At 27.3% G+C, this 20,618-nt stretch carries 17 protein-coding genes; 9 read left to right on the plus strand and 8 right to left on the minus strand.

The features are described 5' to 3' along the window. Window positions 1–18 precede the first annotated feature (18 nt). The 6 genes from carA to ribF all read right to left on the minus strand — a co-directional run bounded on the left by carA (window position 19) and on the right by ribF (window position 7,444). A complete protein-coding gene (gene carA / locus D9V70_RS00730) occupies window positions 19–1,158 on the minus strand; it encodes a glutamine-hydrolyzing carbamoyl-phosphate synthase small subunit (protein ID WP_253254816.1) in 1,140 nt (379 codons plus the stop codon). Window positions 1,159–1,319: 161 nt separating this feature from the next. Then, window positions 1,320–2,129, minus strand: a complete 810-nt coding sequence (dapB, locus tag D9V70_RS00735) for a 4-hydroxy-tetrahydrodipicolinate reductase (RefSeq protein ID WP_158355871.1) — start codon at window positions 2,127–2,129, stop codon at window positions 1,320–1,322. Window positions 2,130–2,148: 19 nt separating this feature from the next. Then, window positions 2,149–3,093 (minus strand): 4-hydroxy-3-methylbut-2-enyl diphosphate reductase, encoded by a 945-nt coding sequence (gene ispH / locus D9V70_RS00740; RefSeq protein WP_158355872.1) that lies wholly within the window; start codon window positions 3,091–3,093, stop codon window positions 2,149–2,151. A gap of 94 nt (window positions 3,094–3,187) precedes the next feature. Further along, entirely contained in the window at window positions 3,188–3,664 is a 477-nt protein-coding gene (gene lspA / locus D9V70_RS00745; RefSeq protein ID WP_158355873.1) for a signal peptidase II, read from the minus strand. Beyond that, window positions 3,664–6,480, minus strand: a complete 2,817-nt coding sequence (ileS, locus tag D9V70_RS00750) for an isoleucine--tRNA ligase (RefSeq protein WP_158355874.1) — start codon at window positions 6,478–6,480, stop codon at window positions 3,664–3,666. Before ileS ends, lspA begins: the two co-directional genes overlap by 1 nt. A gap of 16 nt (window positions 6,481–6,496) precedes the next feature. Further along, complete coding sequence (gene ribF / locus D9V70_RS00755; protein ID WP_158355875.1) at window positions 6,497–7,444, minus strand: bifunctional riboflavin kinase/FAD synthetase; 948 nt, start codon at window positions 7,442–7,444, stop codon at window positions 6,497–6,499. A gap of 201 nt (window positions 7,445–7,645) precedes the next feature. Here ribF and rpsT point away from each other — a divergent pair, with 201 nt between their 5' ends. Beyond that, window positions 7,646–7,915 carry a 30S ribosomal protein S20 gene (gene rpsT, locus D9V70_RS00760; protein ID WP_158355876.1) on the plus strand — a complete coding sequence of 90 codons (270 nt, stop codon included), beginning with the start codon at window positions 7,646–7,648 and terminating at the stop codon, window positions 7,913–7,915. A gap of 78 nt (window positions 7,916–7,993) precedes the next feature. Here rpsT and dnaJ read toward each other — a convergent pair whose 3' ends face one another. Together dnaJ and dnaK are read right to left on the minus strand one after the other, a co-directional pair. Next, window positions 7,994–9,130, minus strand: coding sequence for a molecular chaperone DnaJ (gene dnaJ / locus D9V70_RS00765; RefSeq protein WP_158355877.1), 1,137 nt, complete (start codon window positions 9,128–9,130; stop codon window positions 7,994–7,996). 98 nt (window positions 9,131–9,228) lie between these two features. Continuing rightward, entirely contained in the window at window positions 9,229–11,142 is a 1,914-nt protein-coding gene (dnaK, locus tag D9V70_RS00770) for a molecular chaperone DnaK (RefSeq protein ID WP_158355878.1), read from the minus strand. Window positions 11,143–11,465: 323 nt separating this feature from the next. Here dnaK and ndhC point away from each other — a divergent pair, with 323 nt between their 5' ends. The 8 genes from ndhC (at window position 11,466) to nuoI (ending at window position 20,610) form a co-directional block, all read left to right on the plus strand. After that, window positions 11,466–11,843 carry an NADH-quinone oxidoreductase subunit A gene (ndhC, locus tag D9V70_RS00775; RefSeq protein WP_437177665.1) on the plus strand — a complete coding sequence of 126 codons (378 nt, stop codon included), beginning with the start codon at window positions 11,466–11,468 and terminating at the stop codon, window positions 11,841–11,843. 48 nt (window positions 11,844–11,891) lie between these two features. Then, window positions 11,892–12,566: an NADH-quinone oxidoreductase subunit B gene (locus tag D9V70_RS00780; protein ID WP_158355880.1), complete on the plus strand. Its 675-nt coding sequence runs from the start codon at window positions 11,892–11,894 to the stop codon at window positions 12,564–12,566. Between the two features lie 42 nt (window positions 12,567–12,608). Then, the gene (gene nuoC / locus D9V70_RS00785) at window positions 12,609–14,411 is read left to right on the plus strand and encodes an NADH-quinone oxidoreductase subunit C/D (RefSeq protein ID WP_158355881.1); all 1,803 of its coding nucleotides are present in this window, start codon (window positions 12,609–12,611) and stop codon (window positions 14,409–14,411) included. Window positions 14,412–14,444: 33 nt separating this feature from the next. Further along, window positions 14,445–14,924: an NADH-quinone oxidoreductase subunit NuoE gene (nuoE, locus tag D9V70_RS00790; RefSeq protein WP_158355882.1), complete on the plus strand. Its 480-nt coding sequence runs from the start codon at window positions 14,445–14,447 to the stop codon at window positions 14,922–14,924. Next, entirely contained in the window at window positions 14,921–16,264 is a 1,344-nt protein-coding gene (gene nuoF, locus D9V70_RS00795; protein WP_158355883.1) for an NADH-quinone oxidoreductase subunit NuoF, read from the plus strand. Before nuoE ends, nuoF begins: the two co-directional genes overlap by 4 nt. Before the next feature lie 84 nt (window positions 16,265–16,348). Further along, a complete protein-coding gene (gene nuoG / locus D9V70_RS00800) occupies window positions 16,349–19,081 on the plus strand; it encodes an NADH-quinone oxidoreductase subunit NuoG (protein ID WP_158355884.1) in 2,733 nt (910 codons plus the stop codon). Next, window positions 19,078–20,046, plus strand: a complete 969-nt coding sequence (nuoH, locus tag D9V70_RS00805; RefSeq protein ID WP_158355885.1) for an NADH-quinone oxidoreductase subunit NuoH — start codon at window positions 19,078–19,080, stop codon at window positions 20,044–20,046. The genes nuoG and nuoH overlap by 4 nt, the downstream gene beginning before the upstream one ends. 21 nt (window positions 20,047–20,067) lie before the next feature. Continuing rightward, window positions 20,068–20,610 carry an NADH-quinone oxidoreductase subunit NuoI gene (gene nuoI, locus D9V70_RS00810; RefSeq protein ID WP_158355886.1) on the plus strand — a complete coding sequence of 181 codons (543 nt, stop codon included), beginning with the start codon at window positions 20,068–20,070 and terminating at the stop codon, window positions 20,608–20,610. The last annotated feature ends 8 nt before the right edge of the window (window positions 20,611–20,618 follow it).

Genomic DNA, 20,618 nt, shown 5'->3' on the forward strand with positions numbered 1-20,618 from the left:
CTAATTGATTACTGAATGTTAGTTTTTTTGAGAAGTAATTAATTGAATAAAATTATCAAATAAATAAGAAGCATCATGTGGTCCAGGACTAGCCTCTGGGTGTCCTTGAAAACTAAAAGCGGGTTTATTAGTTAAAGCCAGGCCTTGTAACGTGCCATCAAAAAGAGAAGTATGTGTGATTTCTATATTATTTGGTATATTTTTGATGTCTACAGTAAAACTATGATTTTGAGATGTTATAATAACACGGTTAGTTTTTATTTCCTTTACTGGATGATTCCCTCCATGATGTCCAAATTTCATTTTTTTAATTTTTGCACCACTAGCTAATGCAAGTAGTTGATGTCCTAAACATATTCCAAAAATTGGAATGTTAAATTTTAAAAAATTTTGAATTGCATTAATAGCATAAACACATGGTTGTGGATCACCTGGTCCATTTGATAAAAAAATACCATCCGGAGACAAATTTAAGACAGTTTTTGCATCAGTAGTTGCAGGAACTATAGTTAAATAGCATCCTCTATCTACCAGCATACGTAATATGTTTTTTTTAACTCCAAAATCATATACAACTACATGAAATAGAGCTTTTTCTTGTTTAATAGAAGTAAATATTTCTTTATTAAAAATAAAACTACCTTCATTCCAATTGTAAATAAAATTAGTAGAAACTTTTTTAGCTAAATCTAAACCTTGCAAACTTAAAAATTGTTTAGCTTTATGTTGCGCTATAGAATAATTTTCTTTTTTATCTTCTATAATACATCCATTTTGAGATCCGTTTTTTCGTAAAATACGAGTTAATTTTCTTGTATCAATATCAGATATTGCAACAATCTTGTTTTCTTTTAAATAAGAAGAAAAGTCTTTTTTGTTTCTATAATTACTTGCAATTGGAGACAAATCACGTATGATTAGTCCTTTTGCATAAATTTGATTTGATTCTTCATCATTAGAATTTGTTCCAACATTTCCAATATGAGGATGTGTTAGTGTTATAATTTGATGAGAGTAAGAAGGATCGGTAATTATTTCTTGATAACCAGTTATTGAAGTGTTAAAAACAACTTCACCTACAGTTATTCCATTAGCTCCAATAGATTGTCCGTGAAATTTAGTTCCATCTTCTAAAACCAGAACTGCTAATTGGTTCAAAACATCCTCCATTAAGAAAACAATTATTAATATTATTAATGCTTATATTTTATATTAACTAAAATTAGTATTTTTGTCTATTATGACATAAAAAACATTTATTAAGTTTAAAAAGATTATAATTATTCAATATTTAATCAACAATAAAATATATTTTTTTGCTAAAATGACAGTACGTCCATCATATTAAATAAACCTTTTTGTTTTTTATGAATCCATAATGCTGATTGTATAGCACCTTTTGCGAAAGATGCTCTATTAGAAGCAGTATGAGTGATTTCGATTTCTTCACCTTCAATAGAAAACATTACTGTATGTTTACCGACAATATTTCCTGATCGTATAATAGAAAATCCAATCTTGTTTTTTTCTCTTATTCCTGTTATACCTTTTGTATAATATATAGAATTTTGATTTAAATCCCATTTCATCACTTTAGATATTATTTTGCCGAGTGATAGAGCTGTACCTGAAGGAGCATCTATTTTATTTCTATGATGATATTCAATAATGTTAATATCAGAATTTTTTCCTATAATTTTAGTAGTTTTTTTAATTAATTCAAACATTAAATTAATTCCTATGCTAAAATTTGATGATACGACCATAGCGATATTGTTAGAATATTGTTTTATAATTTCAAATTCTTTTTTCGAAAATCCAGTTGTTCCAATTACCATATTTTTTTTAAATTTATTGCAATATTCTAAATGTTCTAGTGTACTATTTGTTGTTGTAAAGTCGATTAAAATGTCAAAATCATGTTTTTTTATGTTTAGTTCATCAGTTGTAAGAACACCTATTTTTCCTATCCCTATTATTTCTCCAATATCTTTATTAACAAGTGCATGCTTTTTTTTTAATAATGCTACTGTTAAAGATGTATATTTATTTTTTTGTATTTCTTGAACAAGTTTTTGACCCATACGACCTATAGGACCACTAATTGCAATACGAGTTTTTTGATTCATATTTTAATCCTTAATAAATTTAATCTTTTTTGATTATCAGTAATTTTTTAGGAATTCTGAAAAATTTTTTTTCTTTAACTTTTATCATTTCGATATATTTATTAGCACCTATATTTTTTAAATATTCCACTACTTCTTTTACTAATATTTCTGGTGCTGAGGCACCTGCTGTAATACCAATGCAATTAACATTTTTTAGCCATATTTTCTTAATATCACGAAAAGAATTAATGAGTATTGTAAATACACCTAATTCTTTTCCTAATTCTGTTAGACGATTAGAATTAGAAGAATTATTAGATCCTATAACAAATATTATATCACTTATTTTAGATAAATAGTGAACTGCTTTTTGACGGTTAGTTGTTGCATAGCATATATCTTCTTTGAATGGACCAGTAATTTTTGGAAATTTTTTTTTCAAAGAAGAAATAATATTTTTTGTTTGTGAGATTGATAAGGTTGTTTGAGTGACGAAATTTAGTTTTTCAGTATTTTTAACTGTTAAATTATCTACATCTGATATTGATTCAACAAGGTATATTTTTCCATTTTTATTTTCATATTGTCCTATTGTTCCTTCTACTTCAGGATGTCCTTTATGACCAATAAGAATTGTTTCTATTCCTTTTTTACTACACGCTGAAACTTCTTTATGTACTTTTGTTACCAAAGGACAAGTGGCATTTAGAATAATTAATTTTTTTTTTATTGCTTTTTTTACAATTTTTTTTGATACTCCATGAGCTGAAAATACAACTACTGAATTATCTGGAATTTGCGATATTTTCTCAACAAAAATCACTCCCTTTTTACGTAGTTCATTGATTACATATTGATTATGTACTAATTCATGTTTTACGTAAATTGTTTTTTTATATATTTTTAATGCATTTTCAACTATTGAAATAGCCCTTTTAACACCAGCACAAAATCCTCTAGGATTAGCTAATATAATATTCACTTTATATATCTCTTGAAAATATAAATTTTGTATAGTATTTCAATTAAGTATTGAACAAAAAATGTTTTAATTTTTAAAAATTTAATTTTTAAAATCAATAATTGATACGAGTTAAAATCAAAATTCCGAGGAAAATACTACAATCTGCAATATTAAATGTAGCAAAATGCCAGTCATTAATATGCATATCAATAAAATCAATTACAAAACCATATAAAACTCTATCGATCAAGTTTCCTATAGCTCCAGAAATAATTAAGGAATAAGCTATAATTTTATCTTTTTTTATTTTTTTTGATTTTATAATAATACTTGTCATGACTAATATAGTACAAATACTAACAGTTGATAAAAACCATCTTTGCCATCCCTCTTGATTAGATAAAAAACTAAATGCTGCACCATAATTATGAATGTGAGTCAAATTTAAAATCGAAAAAATTTTTTTTGTTTCATCAATTTTTATATGATTTGCTATCCAATTTTTACTGAATATATCTATTATAACAATCGATATTATTATAATTGTGTAAATCCATTTTTTTATTCTTTTTAAATATTGAGTTTTCATTATGCGAAGATACGTATTTCACCGTCTCCTGTTGTATTTAAAATACAACGATTACAAATATCATTATTAATACAAATTTTATCATTATTAAAATAATGCCAACAACGTAGACATTTTTTACCTTCAAATTTTTTTAAAAAAATTTTAAAATAAGCTATATTTTTACTTTTTTTTGTATTCATAGGTGCTGTTTTATAATTCTTGATTTTTACTTCAGATGTTAGAAATATAAATTTTAATTCTTTACTTAAAATTTTTAATTTATTTACTAATTCAGGTAAAAGATATAATGTTATAGAAGCTTCGAGAGAATTATTAATTACTTTACTTTTTATCAGTTCTTCTAAAAATTTATTTATCTCATTTTTAATTTTAATTATTTCATTCCAAAATTTACAGTCAAATATATCATTATTATCTAAATGAAATAATTTATCGAACCATTCTTCTGTAAATACATATTGAGAATTATTTTGTGGTAAATAATTCCATATTTCATCTGCAGTAAAAGAGAGTATTGGTGCTATCCATCGTACAAGAGATTGAATTATATAATACATAGTTGTTTGACAACTACGTCTCTCTCTACTATCTGCTTTTAAAGTGTATTGTCTATCTTTAATAATATCGAGATAAAAGGATCCCATTTCCATCGAACAAAAATACATGATTCGCTGTACTACTCCATGAAAGTTATATTGTTTATATAATGCAATAATTTCTTCTTGAACTGTTTTTGTATGACTTATAGCCCATTTATCTAAATGAATCATATTATTCTTAGATATTATATCTTTTTTCGCATCAAAATCATTAATATTAGCTAATATAAAACGTGCAGTATTTCTAATTCTACGATATATATCTGATGTATTTTTTAATATTTCATCAGAAATTGAAATATCATGTGAATAATTAGAAGATGCTACCCATAATCTTAAAATATCTGCTCCTAATTTATTTATTATATTATTTGGACTAATAGTATTACCTATAGATTTAGACATTTTTTGTCCTTTTCCATCTACTACAAATCCATGTGTAAGAACTTCAGAATATGGCGCTTTCTTATTGATTATAATTGATATTATAAGTGAAGACATAAACCAACCTCTATGTTGATCTGATCCTTCTAAGTACATATCAGCAGTATTTTTTTTATATTTTTTATTTTTATAATTGATTGAAATATGTGTATTTCCTGATTCAAACCATACGTCTAATACATCTAAAAGTTTATCGTATAGCTGATATTCTTCTTTTAATATTTTTTTTAAATCTATTTCCCACCATGTTTTTATTCCTTCTATTTCTACTATTTTTGCTATTTTTTCCATTATTAAGTTTGTTTTTGGATGTATTTCTCCTGTTTTTTTATTTATAAAGATCGACATGGGTACTCCCCATTTTCTTTGTCTTGAAATACACCAATCGGGTCTTTTTTTGATCATTTCGCTTATTCTTGATTCTCCCCATTCTGGTATCCAGAGTACTTTTTTGATCTCTTCTAAAGATGTAGAACGGAGTGCTTTATAATCTATTTTTATAAACCATTGAGGAGTTGCTCTATAGATGATTGGACTTTTATGTCTCCAGCAATGTGGATAATTATGCGTTAAATATTCATTATGTAATAAACAATTTTTTTCAATTAATATTTTTATAATAATTGAATTAGCTTGAAAAATATTCATACCATCTAATTTAGGATGTATATTAGAAATATAATTTCCATTATGATCTACTAAGTTACTTGTTTTAATGTTATATTTTTGACTAATATTATAATCGTCTATTCCATGATCAGGTGCAGTGTGAACAGATCCTGTTCCTGATTCAAGTGTTACGTGTTTACCTAAAATAACAGGTAAATAAGTATTTTGAAGAAATGGATGTAAAAATATTGTGTATTCTAAATTTTTTCCCTTTATAGAATTTATTATTATCCATTTTTTTATTTGTAACTTATTTAGTACGTGACTAACTAATTCTTTTGCAAGAATTAAATTATATTGCTTAGTTTCTACTAAAGAATATTGAAAATCTGGATGTATCGTAATAGCTCTACTAGATGGTAGAGTCCATGGTGTTGTTGTCCAAATAGGAAGATATATTTCTTTTTTATTTACATTTTTAAAATTAAATAGTTTTTCTAAGATAGATGTATTTTGACTTTTAAATGTAACTATTATTGAATCTGATATTTTTTTTGAATATTCAACTTCCGCTTCAGATAAAGATGAAGAACATTTAAGACACCAATATATAGGTTTAAAATCTTTATATAAGTATTTTTTTTTAATAATTTTAGATAATGTTCTAATTGTGTTAGCTTCGTTTTTAGAATCCATTGTTAGATAAGAATTGTTCCAATCACCTATTATTCCTAATCTAAGAAAATCTTTTTTTTGTTTTTTAACTTGCATTTCAGCATACTTTCTACATTGTTCTTGAAATTTTAAAGTAGATGTTTTTTCACTATTAGAAATTATTTCTTCTACTTTTTGTTCAATAGGTAGTCCATGACAATCCCAAGATGGAATATAAGGTGCATCAAATCCTGATATATTTTTGAACTTAATAATTATATCTTTTAATATTTTATTAACAGCATGTCCAATGTGAATATTTCCGTTAGCATATGGAGGCCCATCATGTAGAAAAAATATTTTTTTATTTTCTTTTTTTTTCCTAATTAGTTTATATAGATTATGTTCATGCCATTTTTTTAAAATTTCAGGTTCTTTTTTAGCAAGATTACCTTTCATAGAAAATTGCGTTTTAGGTAAGTTGAGTGTTTTTTTGTAATCATTCATTATATTTTCTTTTTTTTTATTCTAAATTATGAAAAGTATTAAAATATGTTTTAACTTTTTTAATATCATTAAAGATTTGATTTTGAAGTTTTTCTATTGAAGAAAAATATAGTTCATCGCGTATTTTTTTAAATAAAATAACTTCTATATATTTTCCATATAAGTCTATTTTTGTATCAAATAAATAAACTTCAAGAATTCTTTTTTTTTCTATATTGAAAAAACTTGGTTTTATCCCAATATTGCATATTCCTAGAAATTTTTTATTTGAAAAACAATTAACTTTTACTGCATACACACCATTGCTTAATAAAAATTTTTTATTTAAAATTATATTTGCTGTAGGATAACCTATCTTTTTCCCTATTGAATTTCCATGTACTACTCTTCCATGAACGCTAAATTGACGACCTAGAAATTGAGAAGCTAGTTTAATATCATTGTTTAATAATGCTTCTCTAATTTTGGTACTACTAATTTTTATATTATTTTTATATAAAGATTTGACTTTTACAACATGAAATGAGTATTGATCTCCTAATTTTTTTAGAAGATTAATATCTCCATTTCTTTGACATCCAAACTTGAAATCATCTCCTATTATTAAAAATTTTATGTTTAGTTTATTTATTAATATCTTTGTGATAAACTCTTTTGGACATAAAGATTGAAAAGTTTTGTTAAATCTAATACATAACACTTTATCAATATTGTAAAAAATAATATTTTTTATTTTTTCACGAAAAGTTGTAATTCTAATTGGAGCACTTTTTTTTTTAAAAAATTCTAATGGTTGAGGTTCAAATAAAATTATTACAGTTGTTATATTATACTTTTTTCCTATCATACGTGTATAAAAGAATAATTTTTTATGTCCTAAATGTATTCCATCAAAGTTTCCAATTGTAACAACTGATTTAGAATGAATTGCTTTAAGATTATTTATACCCCTTATAATTTGCATTTTTGGATTAACCTATTTAAATAGAGTGATATTAATTTCTAAAAGTCATTTTTTTGAGAGATTTATTATTTTTTAGAAAATATCTCTTTTTAGTTTAATTTTTATATAAATAGTTTAATTCTTATATAAATATTCTTAGTATATTCTTATATATTAAATTTTCAAACAAATGTTTATTTTTTTAAATTTTAGAGGTGAAAATTGGCTAATATTAAAGCTGCTAAAAAAGATGCTATAACATCTGAAAGACGTCGGAAAAAAAATGCTAGCAGACGTTCGATGATTCGAACTTTTATAAAAAGAGTACGAATAGCTATTGCTTCTGGAACAAAAGAAATGGCAGAAGAGGCATATAAAAATATGCAACCTATTATTGATTCTCATGTGAATAAAGGTTTGATTCATAAAAATAAAGCAGCACGTTACAAATCTAATTTATCATTGCAAATTTCTAAAATGCATATGAGTTAAATATTCTAAATAAGTATTGCCTCTAATTCTTTGTTAAGAAGCAATACTTTTAAGAAGCAAAACTTTTGTACAAAAATGTTATTTTGTTAAATCATCAAAAAATCTTTTTACTCCATCAAAAAATCTTTTTGAACGTGGACTGTTTTTTTCACCTCGAAAACCGTTAAAAGTATCTCCTAATTCAAATAAAAGACTTTTTTGTTTTTCATTTAGATTAACTGGTGTTTCCACAACAACACGACATAATAAATCACCTTGATTTCTATTTTGTACAGATTTTACGCCTCTTCCTTTTATACGAAACAATTTTCCGGATTGTGTTTCAGATGGTATTTTTAACTTAACTCTTCCGTCTAAAGTAGGTACTTCTATTTCTCCTCCTAAAGCAGCCATAGTAAAATTTATAGGAACTTCACAGTATAAATTGTTTTCTTCTCGTTCAAAAATAGGATGCTTTTTAACTGTAATTTGAACATATAGATCACCTGATTGTGCACCATTAATTCCGGCTTCTCCTTCATTATTTAATCGAATTCTATCATTAGTATCAATTCCAGGTGGAATTTTTATTAATAATGTTTTATATGTTTCAACCCTTCCTTGTCCATGACATGAATGACATGGATCCTTTATTACTGTTCCTTTTCCATAGCACGTATTACATGATTGTTGCACAGTGAAAAATCCCTTTCTCATATGTATTTGACCTTTTCCATTGCATGTAGGGCATGATCTGGATTTTGTGCCAATTTTAGCACCACTTCCATAACACGTTTTACACTTTTGTAAAGTAGGAATGCGTATTTCTTTTTTCGTTCCTTTTACAGCTTCTTCTAATAAAATTTCCATATTATAGCACAAATCAGAACCTTTCTTAGCTCTTTGACTCCTACTTCCTCCAAATATGTCTCCGAAAACGTCGCCAAATATGTCTCCAAAATCTGTAGTACTAGTGAATGTACTATATGTACTATTTCCAGAATGGCTATTATCAAAAGCTGCATGTCCATATTGATCGTATGCATTCCGTTTTTCTTCATTAATTAATACTTCATAAGCTTCTTTAATTTCTTTAAATTTATTTTCAGCACTTTTATCTCCTTGGTTACGATCAGGATGATATCTCATTGCTAGTTTTTTATATGCTTTTTTAATTTCGCGTTCTTCAGCGGATTTTGAAATCCCTAAAACTTGATAGTAATCTTTTTTTGCCATTCTTACTTACTCTTCCTGATTTTAAAATAATGCACGGGCGTAGATGAGTTTCTACGCCCGTGTTAGTTTAAAGTCCTTTATAATTTTTTTCCAGTTTTTTACTTTTTAGGATCTTTAATTTCTTCAAATTCGGCATCTACTACATTATCATCTTTCTTATTAGATGAACTATTTTTACTATCTTCATTTTTTTCTGATGTTTTTTGATTAATTTCTGTTAGCTTCGATGATATTTTTAAAAGCATTTGTATATTTTCTTCAATCTCAGATTTATTTTCTCCTTTTAATGCTTTTTCTAATTTTTCTAAAGCTAATTCAACTTCTTGTTTATCTTTTTCTTCAATACTATTTTTATTTGCATCTAATTGTTTTTTTGTGCTATGAATTAATTGATCACCTTGGTTTCTTATTTGAACTAATTCTTCAAATTTTTGATCAGCTTCAGAATTAGCTTCTGCATCATCTATCATTTTTTTTATTTCTTCTTCTTTCAGTCCAGAAGATGCTTTAATAGTAATTTTTTGTTCTTTTCCTGTTTTTTTATCTTTTGCTGATACGTGCAATATTCCATCAGAATCAATGTCAAATGTTACTTCAATTTGAGCTGTTCCTCTAGGTGCTGGTTCAATTCCATCTAAGTTAAATTGTCCTAAAGATTTATTGTCTGATGATTTTTTACGTTCACCTTGTAAAATATGTATAGTTACTGCTGATTGATTATCTTCTGCAGTTGAAAAAACTTGACTATGTTTTGTAGGAATTGTGGTGTTTTTATTTATAAGCGGAGTCATTATTCCACCCATAGTTTCAATTCCTAGCGATAAGGGAGTGACATCAAGTAATAAAACATCTTTTACATCACCAGAAAGAACACCTCCTTGTACTGCGGCACCTACTGCTACGGCTTCATCTGGATTCACATCTTTTCTAGGTTCTTTTCCGAAAAATTCTGCAACTTTTTCCTGAACCATAGGCATTCTTGTTTGACCACCTACTAATATAACATCGTGAATATCTGATACTGATAATCCCGCATCTTTCAGTGCAACTTTTACCGGATCAATAGAACGTATAACTAAATCTTCTACTAAGGATTCTAATTTTGATCTAGTAACTTTAATATTTAAATGCTTAGGACCATTTGAATCTGCTGTAATATAAGGAAGATTTACATCTGTTTGTTGTGCAGATGATAGCTCTATTTTTGCTTTTTCTGCGGATTCTTTCAAACGTTGCATAGCTAAAGGATCTTTTCTTAAATCGATTCCTTGCTCTTTTTTAAATTCTGTTACTAAATAGTTAATTAATCTACTATCAAAATCTTCTCCTCCGAGATGTGTATCTCCATTAGTTGCAAGTACTTCAAATGTTTTTTCTTTATCAACATCATCTATTTCAATGATAGATATATCAAAAGTTCCACCACCTAAATCATAAACGGCTATTGTCCTATTCCCTTGACCTTTGTCTAAACCATAAGCTAGCGCAGCAGCTGTAGGTTCATTAATAATTCTTTTAACTTCTAATCCTGCAATTCTACCGGCGTCTTTAGTAGCTTGACGTTGAGCATCATTAAAATAAGCTGGAACTGTAATAACAGCTTCTTTTATTTTTTCCCCTAAATAATCTTCTGCAGTTTTTTTCATTTTTTTTAACACTTCTGCAGAAATTTGAGGAGGTGCCATTTTTTCTTTTTTGACATCAATCCATGCGTCACCATTATCAGAATTTATAATTCTATAAGGCATTATTTTTATATCACGTTGCACTTCATCGTCTTTAAATTTTCTACCAATTAATCGTTTTATTGCAAATAGTGTATTTTTTGGATTAGTTATAGCTTGACGCTTAGCAGGTTGTCCTACTAAAACTTCTCCTTCTTGGGTATATGCTATAATTGAAGGAGTCGTACGATCACCTTCTGCATTTTCTAAAACACGCGGTTTGTTGCCATCCATAATGGCAACACAAGAGTTGGTTGTTCCCAAGTCAATACCAATAATTTTACCCATTGAAAGTTCTCCTATAATATCTTGATAAATTGGGTTTTCAACCTTGATGTAACCATTTTTTTGGCTTTCAATTCACTCTACAATAATATTTCATTGTATATTTAGCTTTAAAGTTGAATGATTATTAAATGGGGTCTCTTTTTCAGCCATCAAGGTCTAAGGTTAAAAAAAAATAAAGTTTTAATAAAAATACAAGTTATTTTAAAATTTTATTTATTAAATTTAATATTTTTAATAATATAGATAATATAGTATTAAAATATAACTTTAGTTCATAAAAATGATTTATTTTTTTAATATATTTAAATCTTTTAGGATTATTTATGCTTAACATGATGGCAACAAAAACTGAATACTTATCTTTTTTTATTTTTATAATATTTTCTTTAGGATTTTGTATTTTTATGCTTTTATTAAGCTGGTTTTTAGGAGGAAGATCTAAATCTAGATATAAAAATACTCCTTTTGAATCAGGTATTGTTGCAGTAAAAAATACCCATCTTAATTTTTCTGCTAAATTTTATTTAATTGCTATGTTTTTTGTTATTTTTGATGTTGAATCTTTATATTTATATGCATGGTCTGCTAGTGTTTCTGAATGTGGATGGATTGGATTTTTAGAAGCATCTATGTTTATAATGTCTATTATATTAGGATTATTTTATTTAATTCGTGTAAAAGCGTTAAATTGGGTAAATTAATATATTTAGATAAATTTTCATATTTTAGATTGATTAACGAGAAATAAAATGAATTACACTTTAACTAGAGCAGAAACTTATAAAAATAATGAAAAATATCCAAAAAGAATTATTAAATCTGTTAATGATCCTATAAAAGATTATGTAAAAAAAAATATATTTATGGGTAAAATTAGTGAATTTTTACATAAAATCGTTAATTGGGGACGAAAAAATTCTCTATGGCCTTATAATTTTGGATTATCTTGTTGTTATGTAGAAATGGTATCTGCTTTTACTTCGATACATGATGTTGCTCGTTTTGGTTCAGAAGTATTACGTGCTTCTCCAAGACAAGCTGATGTTATGATAATTGCTGGTACTCCATTTGTTAAAATGGCTCCTGTCATTCAACGATTATATGATCAAATGTTGGAACCAAAGTGGGTTATTTCTATGGGTGCATGTGCTAATTCTGGAGGTATGTATGATATTTATTCCGTTGTTCAAGGAGTGGATAAGTTTTTACCAGTAGATATTTATATTCCTGGTTGTCCACCTCGTCCTGAGGCGTATATACAAGGATTGATGTTATTACAAAAATTAATTAAAGAGGAAAGAAGACCATTATCATGGATTGTTGGAGAACAGGGAATATATAATAAAAAGATGATGTCTGAAAAGAATAAAAAAAGAGGCAAAAGAATTAGTATAGTTAATCTTCCGACTCAAGAAAATATTTGATAATGAAATGAGTATTATTAAGATAAGTACAATGAGAAATTTATGATAAATTTAACTCAAGAAGAAAATAAAGTTTTATTCAAAAAAGCATCTAATGAAATACCAAATGATTCAACAATTAAAAATTTATTTGATACTTTTGGTCAAGAATGCTTTTTTCAAGAAAATACAATTACTGGTTTTCCTATAGTCTGGATAAATAAAGAAATTTTGCTTAAAGTAACTAATTTTTTACATAATTTATCTCAGCCTTATAATATGCTTTATGATTTACATGGCGTTGATGAACGTTTTAGATTAAATCGAGAACACTTACCTCCCGCAGATTTTTCTGTTTTTTATCACTTAATATCCATTGAACGAAATCTTGATATTATGCTGAAAGTACCATTATTCGAAAATGATTTAGTTCTTCCAACGTTAACTAGTATATTTTTAAATGCCAATTGGTATGAGCGTGAAATATGGGATATGTTTGGTATTGTTTTTGATAAACATCCTAACTTAACTCGTATTATTATGCCTAGTACATGGATAGGACATCCATTAAGAAAAAATTATTCTGCAAGAGCTACTGAATACGAACCGTTTTTTTTAGATGAAGAAACAGAAGACTTTCAAATGGAAGGTTTGAGATTTCAACCTGAGTTATGGGGTATGAAAAGAAAACATGAAGATGTAGAATTCATGTTTTTGAATTTAGGTCCTAATCATCCTTCTGCTCATGGAGCATTTAGAATTGTTTTACAACTAGATGGTGAAAATATAGTGGATTGTGTTCCAGATATTGGGTATCATCATCGTGGAGCTGAAAAAATGGCAGAACGTCAATCATGGCATAGTTATATCCCTTATACTGATCGTATTGAATATCTTGGTGGTTGTGTTAATGAAATGCCTTATGTTTTAGCTGTAGAAAAATTAGCTAATATTTCAGTTCCAGAAAAAGTAGAAGTTATTCGTGTAATGATGTCAGAATTATTTCGGATAAATAGTCATTTATTATATATTTCTACTTTTATTCAAGATGTTGGTTGTATGACTCCTGTTTTTTTTGCTTTTACTGATCGTCAAAAAATATATGATTTAATTGAAGCAATTACTGGTGCTCGTATGCATCCAGCTTGGTTTCGAATTGGAGGTGTGGCTCATGATCTTCCAAATGGTTGGAATATTTTATTGAAAGATTTTCTTATTTGGATGCCAAAAAGATTAAAATATTATACAACAACAGCTTTAAAAAATAGCATTTTAATTAATCGTTCTAAAGGAATTGCTAAATATAATAAAAACGAAGCATTAAAATGGGGTGTTACAGGAGCAGGATTGCGTGCTACAGGATTAGATTTTGATGTCAGAAAATGGCGACCATATTCCGGTTATCAAAATTATGATTTTGATATACCTATAGGAAAAGGTATCAGCGATTGTTATTCAAGAGTTATGATTAAAGTTGAAGAAATTTATCAAAGTCTTTTAATTTTAAAACAATGTTTGAATAATATGCCACAAGGACCGTTTAAATCTGATCATCCCTTGACTACACCACCTGATAAAGAATCTGTTTTGCAAAATATAGATAGTATGATTACTCATTTTTTGCAAGTATCTTGGGGCCCGGTTATTCCACCAAATGAAAGTTTTCAAATGATTGAAGCAACGAAAGGAATCAATAGTTATTATTTAATTAGTGATGGTGGTACGATGAGTTATCGTACAAGAATACGTACTCCTAGCTTTCCACATTTACAACAAATACCTTCAGTAATTCGTGGAAGTTTAATATCAGATTTAATTGTATATTTAGGTAGTATAGATTTTGTTATGTCTGACGTGGATAGATAAAATTATGTATAAAAAAAAAATAAATTTCGTCAAATTAGTACAACGTTTGTTTTGACTAATGAAGAAATAATTGAAATACAAAGTCAAAAAAAATATTATGAAAATTGTAAGGCTATTTCTATAGAAGCATTAAAAATTGTTCAGAAAAAAAGAGGTTGGGTTTCTGATCAAGCAATTTATGCCATTTCTGAGGTACTTCAAATAAACCCTAGCGAACTTGAAGGGGTTGCAACTTTTTATAGTCAAATTTTCCGTCAGCCTGTAGGTCGTAATATTATTCGTTATTGTGATAGCGTTGTTTGTTTTATTACAGGTTACAAGAAAATAAAAATAGTTTTAGAAAATTATTTGAAAATAACGATCGGACAAACGACTCAAGATAATCGGTTTACTTTATTACCAGTTTGTTGTTTAGGAAATTGTGATAAAGCTCCAACTCTTATGATAAATGAAGATACACATTCTTGTTTAACTCCTGATTCTATACCACATTTATTGGAATTATATAAATGAATAAAATTTTGCGTACCGCTGAAACACACCCTTTGACTTGGAGATTAAGAAACGATCATAAAACTATTTGGATAAAAGAATATTATCAAAAAAATGGTTATCTACCTTTAAAAAAGGTATTAAACAACATGTCTCAAGAAGATGTTATTAATGTTATAAAAGAATCAGGTTTGAAAGGAAGAGGAGGGGCTGGTTTTCCGACTGGTTTAAAATGGAGTTTAATGTTTCAAAATAAATCCTTTTCAAATTCTCGTTACTTAATATGTAATGCAGATGAAATGGAACCAGGTACATATAAAGATAGAATGCTAATGGAACAGATTCCCCATCAACTAATTGAAGGAATAATATTATCATCATATGCATTAAATGTTTCTCGTGCTTATATTTTTTTGAGAGGAGAGTATGTAAAAGCTGAATATATTTTAAAAAAATCCATACAAGAAGCAATGGATGCTGGTTATATTGGTTTGAATATTTTAGGAAGTGGATTCAATTTAGAGTTAGTGATACATACTGGAGCTGGTCGATATATTTGTGGAGAAGAAACTGCTTTAATTAATTCATTAGAAGGTCGTAGAGCTAATCCTAGATCTAAACCACCTTTTCCGGCTATTTTTGGACTATGGGGAAAACCTACTTGTGTAAATAATGTAGAAACACTTTCTAATATTCCTGCAATTTTATTGCATGGTGTCAATTGGTATAAAAATTTATCCAATAGTATTGATACTGGAACCAAATTGATGGGGTTTTCAGGAAAAGTGAAAAATCCTGGTGTTTGGGAACTTCCTTTTGGCACAACTGCTCGTGAGATTTTAGAAGATTACGCTGGTGGTATGAAATGTGGATTTTCTTTAAAAGCTTGGCAACCTGGCGGTGCTGGTACAGATTTTTTAACCATAGCACACTTGGATTTACCAATGGATTTTCAAAATATTAGCAAAGCTGGAAGTCGTTTAGGAACTGCTCTTTGTATAGCTGTAGACAATAAAATAAATATGGTTTCATTAGTATATAATTTAGAAAAATTTTTTGCTCGCGAATCATGTGGTTTATGTACACCATGTAGAGATGGACTACCTTGGATAGTAAAAATATTGAAAAGTTTGAAAAAAAAACAAGGAGAAAAAAACGATATAAAAATTTTAGAACAATTATGTAAAACTCTTGGACCAGGAAGAACTTTTTGTGCTCACGCACCGGGAGCTATAGAACCCTTACAAAGTGCTATAAAGTATTTTCGTTCTGAATTTGAAGCAGGAATTAATGTAAAAAAATTACATTTGAATAAAAAAATTACAGGAATTCAATCTAACAATATTTTATTTTCTAGTTAAATTATTTATATAAATATTTATTTAAATAATCGTAATTTTTTTTTTAAAACACTTTTTAAGTATAAGTTTTGGAATTATTCTCTTATGGCTAAAATTTATGTAGATAGTAAAATATATAATGTTAATGAATCAGACAACTTACTTCAGGCTTGTTTATCAGTGGGAATTAATATACCTTATTTTTGTTGGCATCCCTTATTAGGAAGTTTAGGAGCATGTCGTCAATGTGCTGTAACACAATATAATGATTTTGAAGATTCTCAGGGTCGACTAATTATGTCTTGTATGACTCCAGTAGTAGATGGAATTATAATTTCTGTTAATAATGTTGAATCGGAAGCATTTCGTAGTGCAATAATAGAACTTTTGTTAACAAATCATCCACATGATTGTCCAGTATGCGAAGAAGGTGGTCATTGTCATTTACAAGATATGACTGTAATGACAAAGCATAGTATGCGTAGATTTAACTTTCAGAAAAGAACTCATCGCAATCAATATTTAGGATCGTTTATTAAACATGAAATGAATAGATGCATTGCTTGTTATCGTTGTGTTAGATACTATAATGATTATGCAGATGGAACTGATTTTGGAGTTTATGGTTCTAATAATAATATTTATTTTGGACGTACAGAAGATGGTTGTCTAGAAAACGAACATTCTGGTAATTTAATAGAATTATGTCCTACTGGAGTATTTACTGATAAAACTCATTCTAAAAAATATAATCGTAAATGGGACATGCAATATGCTCCAGGTGTATGTCATAATTGTAGTGTTGGTTGTAATATTAGTATTGGAGAACGTTATGGTGAAGTTCGTCGAATAGAAAATAGATATCATGAAAAAATAAATCATTATTTAATTTGTGATCTTGGTAGATTTGGTTATTCTCATACTAGTTTAACTATTCGTCCAAAACAACCAGCTTATATTGATAATAATACTACTACTATTTTAAATTCAAAAAAAGCAGTAGAGTTAGCTGTTCTATTTTTTCAAAAATATAATCGTATAATTGGAATTGGTTCATCTAGATCAAGTATAGAAAATAATTTTGCATTACAAGAATTAGTAGGAAAAGAAAATTTTTCTCATGGTATGTCTGTACAGGAAGAAGATTGTATTAAATTAATTTTAGATGTTCTAAAAAATAGTAGTATATATACTCCTAGTTTAAAAGAAATTGAAACTTATGATGTAATTTTAGTATTAGGAGAAGATTTAACGCAAACTTCTCCTCGAGTCGCACTTGCGATACGTCAAGCAATTAAAAGCAAAGCATATGATATAGCGAATTTATACGGAATTTCTAAATGGAATAGTGCTTCTATTTCGCAAATCGCAGAAAATTGTAAAAATTCTCTATATATTATGCATACACATGAAAGTAAATTAGATGATATTGCTGAATGGTGTTATTTTGGACCTATTTATAAACAAGTAAACTTATCATGTGCAATTGCTTATGAATTAGACAAAAATTTACCAGAAGTGATGAATTTAGATTGTATGTTAAAAGAAAAAGCTTCATTAATTGCTAATCGATTACTTTCATCAAAAAAATCATTAATTATTTCAGGATCACATTCTTTTGATAGTTCTATTATTAAATCTGCTATCAATATAGCTGAATCTATTAAAAAAAATGATATCAATCATCATGTTGGTCTTACTTTTTTGACAGCTTCATCTAATTCTTTAGGATTAGGATTAATCAGTGGAATGTCTTTAGATTCTGCATTAAAAAGCATCAAAGAAAAACAAGCAGATGCTGTAATTTTTATGGAATATGATTTATATCGTTTCATATCTAAACATGACTGTGATTCTTTTTTTGAAAAAAAGGAAAACATAATTACATTAGATCATCAGTATACAAAAACTTATAGACAATCTGGATTAACACTACCTTCAAAAAATTTTGCAGAAAGTTCTGGTACCATAGTAAACTTTGAAGGAAGAGCACAGCGATTTTTTCAAGTTTATGATCCTATGTTTTATGATAACAAAAACTGTCTTTTTGAGAGTTGGAAATGGTTGCATTATATTAAATCTAAGATTGATAAGAAAAAAGTATCTTGGTTTAATTTAGATGATGTAATACAGGCGTGTGTTAAAAAATATCCAATTTTTAATGAGATCATAAAAAATGAACCAGATGCCAATTTTCGTATTCATGGTCAAAAAATTGCTCGATCTCCTATTAGATCTAGTGGTAGAACGGCTTTACGTGCAAATATCGATATTCATGAACCTGCACAACCTCAAGATGTAAATACTATGTTTTCTTTTTCTATGGAAGGATATAATCAACCTAATAAATTTATATCTCATATTCCATTTGCTTGGTTTCCTGGATGGAATTCACCTCAAGCGTGGAATAAATTTCAAAATAAAGTAGGTGAGAATTTAATATCTGGAGATTCAGGGACATATCTTTTTAAAAAAAATAAAAAAACAATAAATTTTTGTTTTAATTTAGTTTCAAAAAATTTTATTAAAGAAAAATACTGGTATATAATTCCTTACTATCATATTTTTGGAAATGAAGAACTAACTCAATATTCATCTACAATAAAAGATAATACTCCTTTAGAGTATGCTTTAATCAGCTTAGTAGATGCTATAAAATTAGATCTTAAAAAAGATTCTATAGTGGAATTTAATTGTTTAAATCAAGATTATCGTTTAATAATACGATTATCCAAATATTTACATCAGAAACAAATAGGTTTACCTATAGGTAGAAAAGGTTTTCCTATTGCTCTTGTTGGAAAAAAAATTAAATTTTTACAGGAATTTATTAAATGATTTGGTTAAAAACAAACATATTTAAAATAATTTTTTGTTTTTCAAAAGTTATTTTTATTTTATTTTTAATAATATTTTTTGCTGCCATGTTGAGTGTTATTGAGCGTAGATTATTAGGTTTATTTCAAAATAGACATGGACCTAATAGAGTAGGTTGGTTTGGAAGTTTACAACTATGTGCTGATATGATTAAAATTTTATTTAAAGAAGATTGGATACCTCCATTTAGTAAAAAATTTGTTTTTATTTTGTCTCCTATAATTGCTTTTATTTCTTTGTTATGTGTTATTCCAATAATTCCATTTACTTCTAGTTTTGTTATTATTAATTTAAATATAGGAATTTTATTTTTTTTAATGATGGCTAGTTTATCTGTTTATTCTATATTATTTGCAGGTTGGTCTAGCAATAACAAATATTCATTATTGGGAGCAATGCGTGCTTGTGTTCAAACTTTAAGTTATGAAGTGTTTTTAGGTCTATCATTAATGGGAGTTGTAGTTCAATCAGGTTCATTTAAAATTTTAGATATTGTAAATGCTCAAAAAGATATTTGGAATTTTTTTCCGCAGTTTTTTGGTTTTTTAACTTTTTTTATAGCAGGGTTAGCTGTTTGTCATAGACATCCTTTTGATCAACCAGAATCTGAACAGGAGTTAGCTGATGGTTATCACATTGAATATTCTGGAATGAAATTTGGTTTATTTTTTATTGGAGAATATATTTCTATTATTACAATTTCATTACTCATAGTGACAATTTTTTTTGGTGGTTGGTTTGGTCCATGGATTCCTAGTGTTATATGGTTATTTTTAAAAACAATATTTTTTGTTTTTATTTTTATTTTAATAAGAGCTTCTTTACCAAGACCAAGATATGATCAAATGTTATCGTTTGGATGGAAATTTTGTTTACCATTAACACTGCTTAACTTATTATTAACTGCTTTTTTTAAGTTATTATAATTTTTAAGAGATTTTTTATTTATGATGTTAAAAAATATCGTTATTGGATTCTTTACACAAGTAAGAAGTATTTTTATGATTGGTTTGAATATTTTTTCAAAACCTGAAACTAAATTATATCCTGAAGAAAAAGTATATCTTGCTCCTCGATACAGAGGTCGTATTATATTAACTCGTAATACAGATAAAACAGAACGCTGTGTTGCATGTAATTTATGTGCCGCTGTTTGTCCTGTAGATTGCATTTCTTTACAAAAATCTGAAAAAGTTGATGGTCGTTGGTACCCAGAATTTTTCAGAATTAATTTTTCTCGTTGTATTTTTTGTGGTTTATGTGAAGAAGCGTGTCCTACATCTGCTATTCAATTAACTACCGATTTTGAATTGTCTGACTTTAAAAGACAAGATTTAATATATGAAAAAGAAGATTTATTAATTTCTGGTCCAGGAAAATATCCAGATTATAATTTTTATAATTTTTCTGGTGTATCTGTCAAGGGAAAAAAAACAGGTATATTAGATTCTGAATCTGATCCTATTAACGTGAAAAATTTGTTGCCATAAGGAAAAGT

The organism is Buchnera aphidicola (Lipaphis pseudobrassicae) (genome assembly GCF_005081185.1).
GTDB classification, from domain to species: Bacteria; Pseudomonadota; Gammaproteobacteria; order Enterobacterales; family Enterobacteriaceae; genus Buchnera; species Buchnera aphidicola_AD.

Coding starts and splice junctions, on each gene's coding strand:
- dapB (WP_158355871.1), bottom strand. CDS start 2,129: ATGAATCAAAAAACTCGTATTGCAATTAGTGGTCCTATAGGTCGTATG.
- lspA (WP_158355873.1), bottom strand. CDS start 3,664: ATGAAAACTCAATATTTAAAAAGAATAAAAAAATGGATTTACACAATT.
- ileS (WP_158355874.1), bottom strand. CDS start 6,480: ATGAATGATTACAAAAAAACACTCAACTTACCTAAAACGCAATTTTCT.
- ribF (WP_158355875.1), bottom strand. CDS start 7,444: ATGCAAATTATAAGGGGTATAAATAATCTTAAAGCAATTCATTCTAAA.
- dnaJ (WP_158355877.1), bottom strand. CDS start 9,130: ATGGCAAAAAAAGATTACTATCAAGTTTTAGGGATTTCAAAATCCGCT.
- dnaK (WP_158355878.1), bottom strand. CDS start 11,142: ATGGGTAAAATTATTGGTATTGACTTGGGAACAACCAACTCTTGTGTT.
- ndhC (WP_437177665.1), top strand. CDS start 11,466: ATGCTTAACATGATGGCAACAAAAACTGAATACTTATCTTTTTTTATT.
- D9V70_RS00780 (WP_158355880.1), top strand. CDS start 11,892: ATGAATTACACTTTAACTAGAGCAGAAACTTATAAAAATAATGAAAAA.
- nuoC (WP_158355881.1), top strand. CDS start 12,609: ATGATAAATTTAACTCAAGAAGAAAATAAAGTTTTATTCAAAAAAGCA.
- nuoF (WP_158355883.1), top strand. CDS start 14,921: ATGAATAAAATTTTGCGTACCGCTGAAACACACCCTTTGACTTGGAGA.
- nuoG (WP_158355884.1), top strand. CDS start 16,349: ATGGCTAAAATTTATGTAGATAGTAAAATATATAATGTTAATGAATCA.
- nuoH (WP_158355885.1), top strand. CDS start 19,078: ATGATTTGGTTAAAAACAAACATATTTAAAATAATTTTTTGTTTTTCA.
- nuoI (WP_158355886.1), top strand. CDS start 20,068: ATGATGTTAAAAAATATCGTTATTGGATTCTTTACACAAGTAAGAAGT.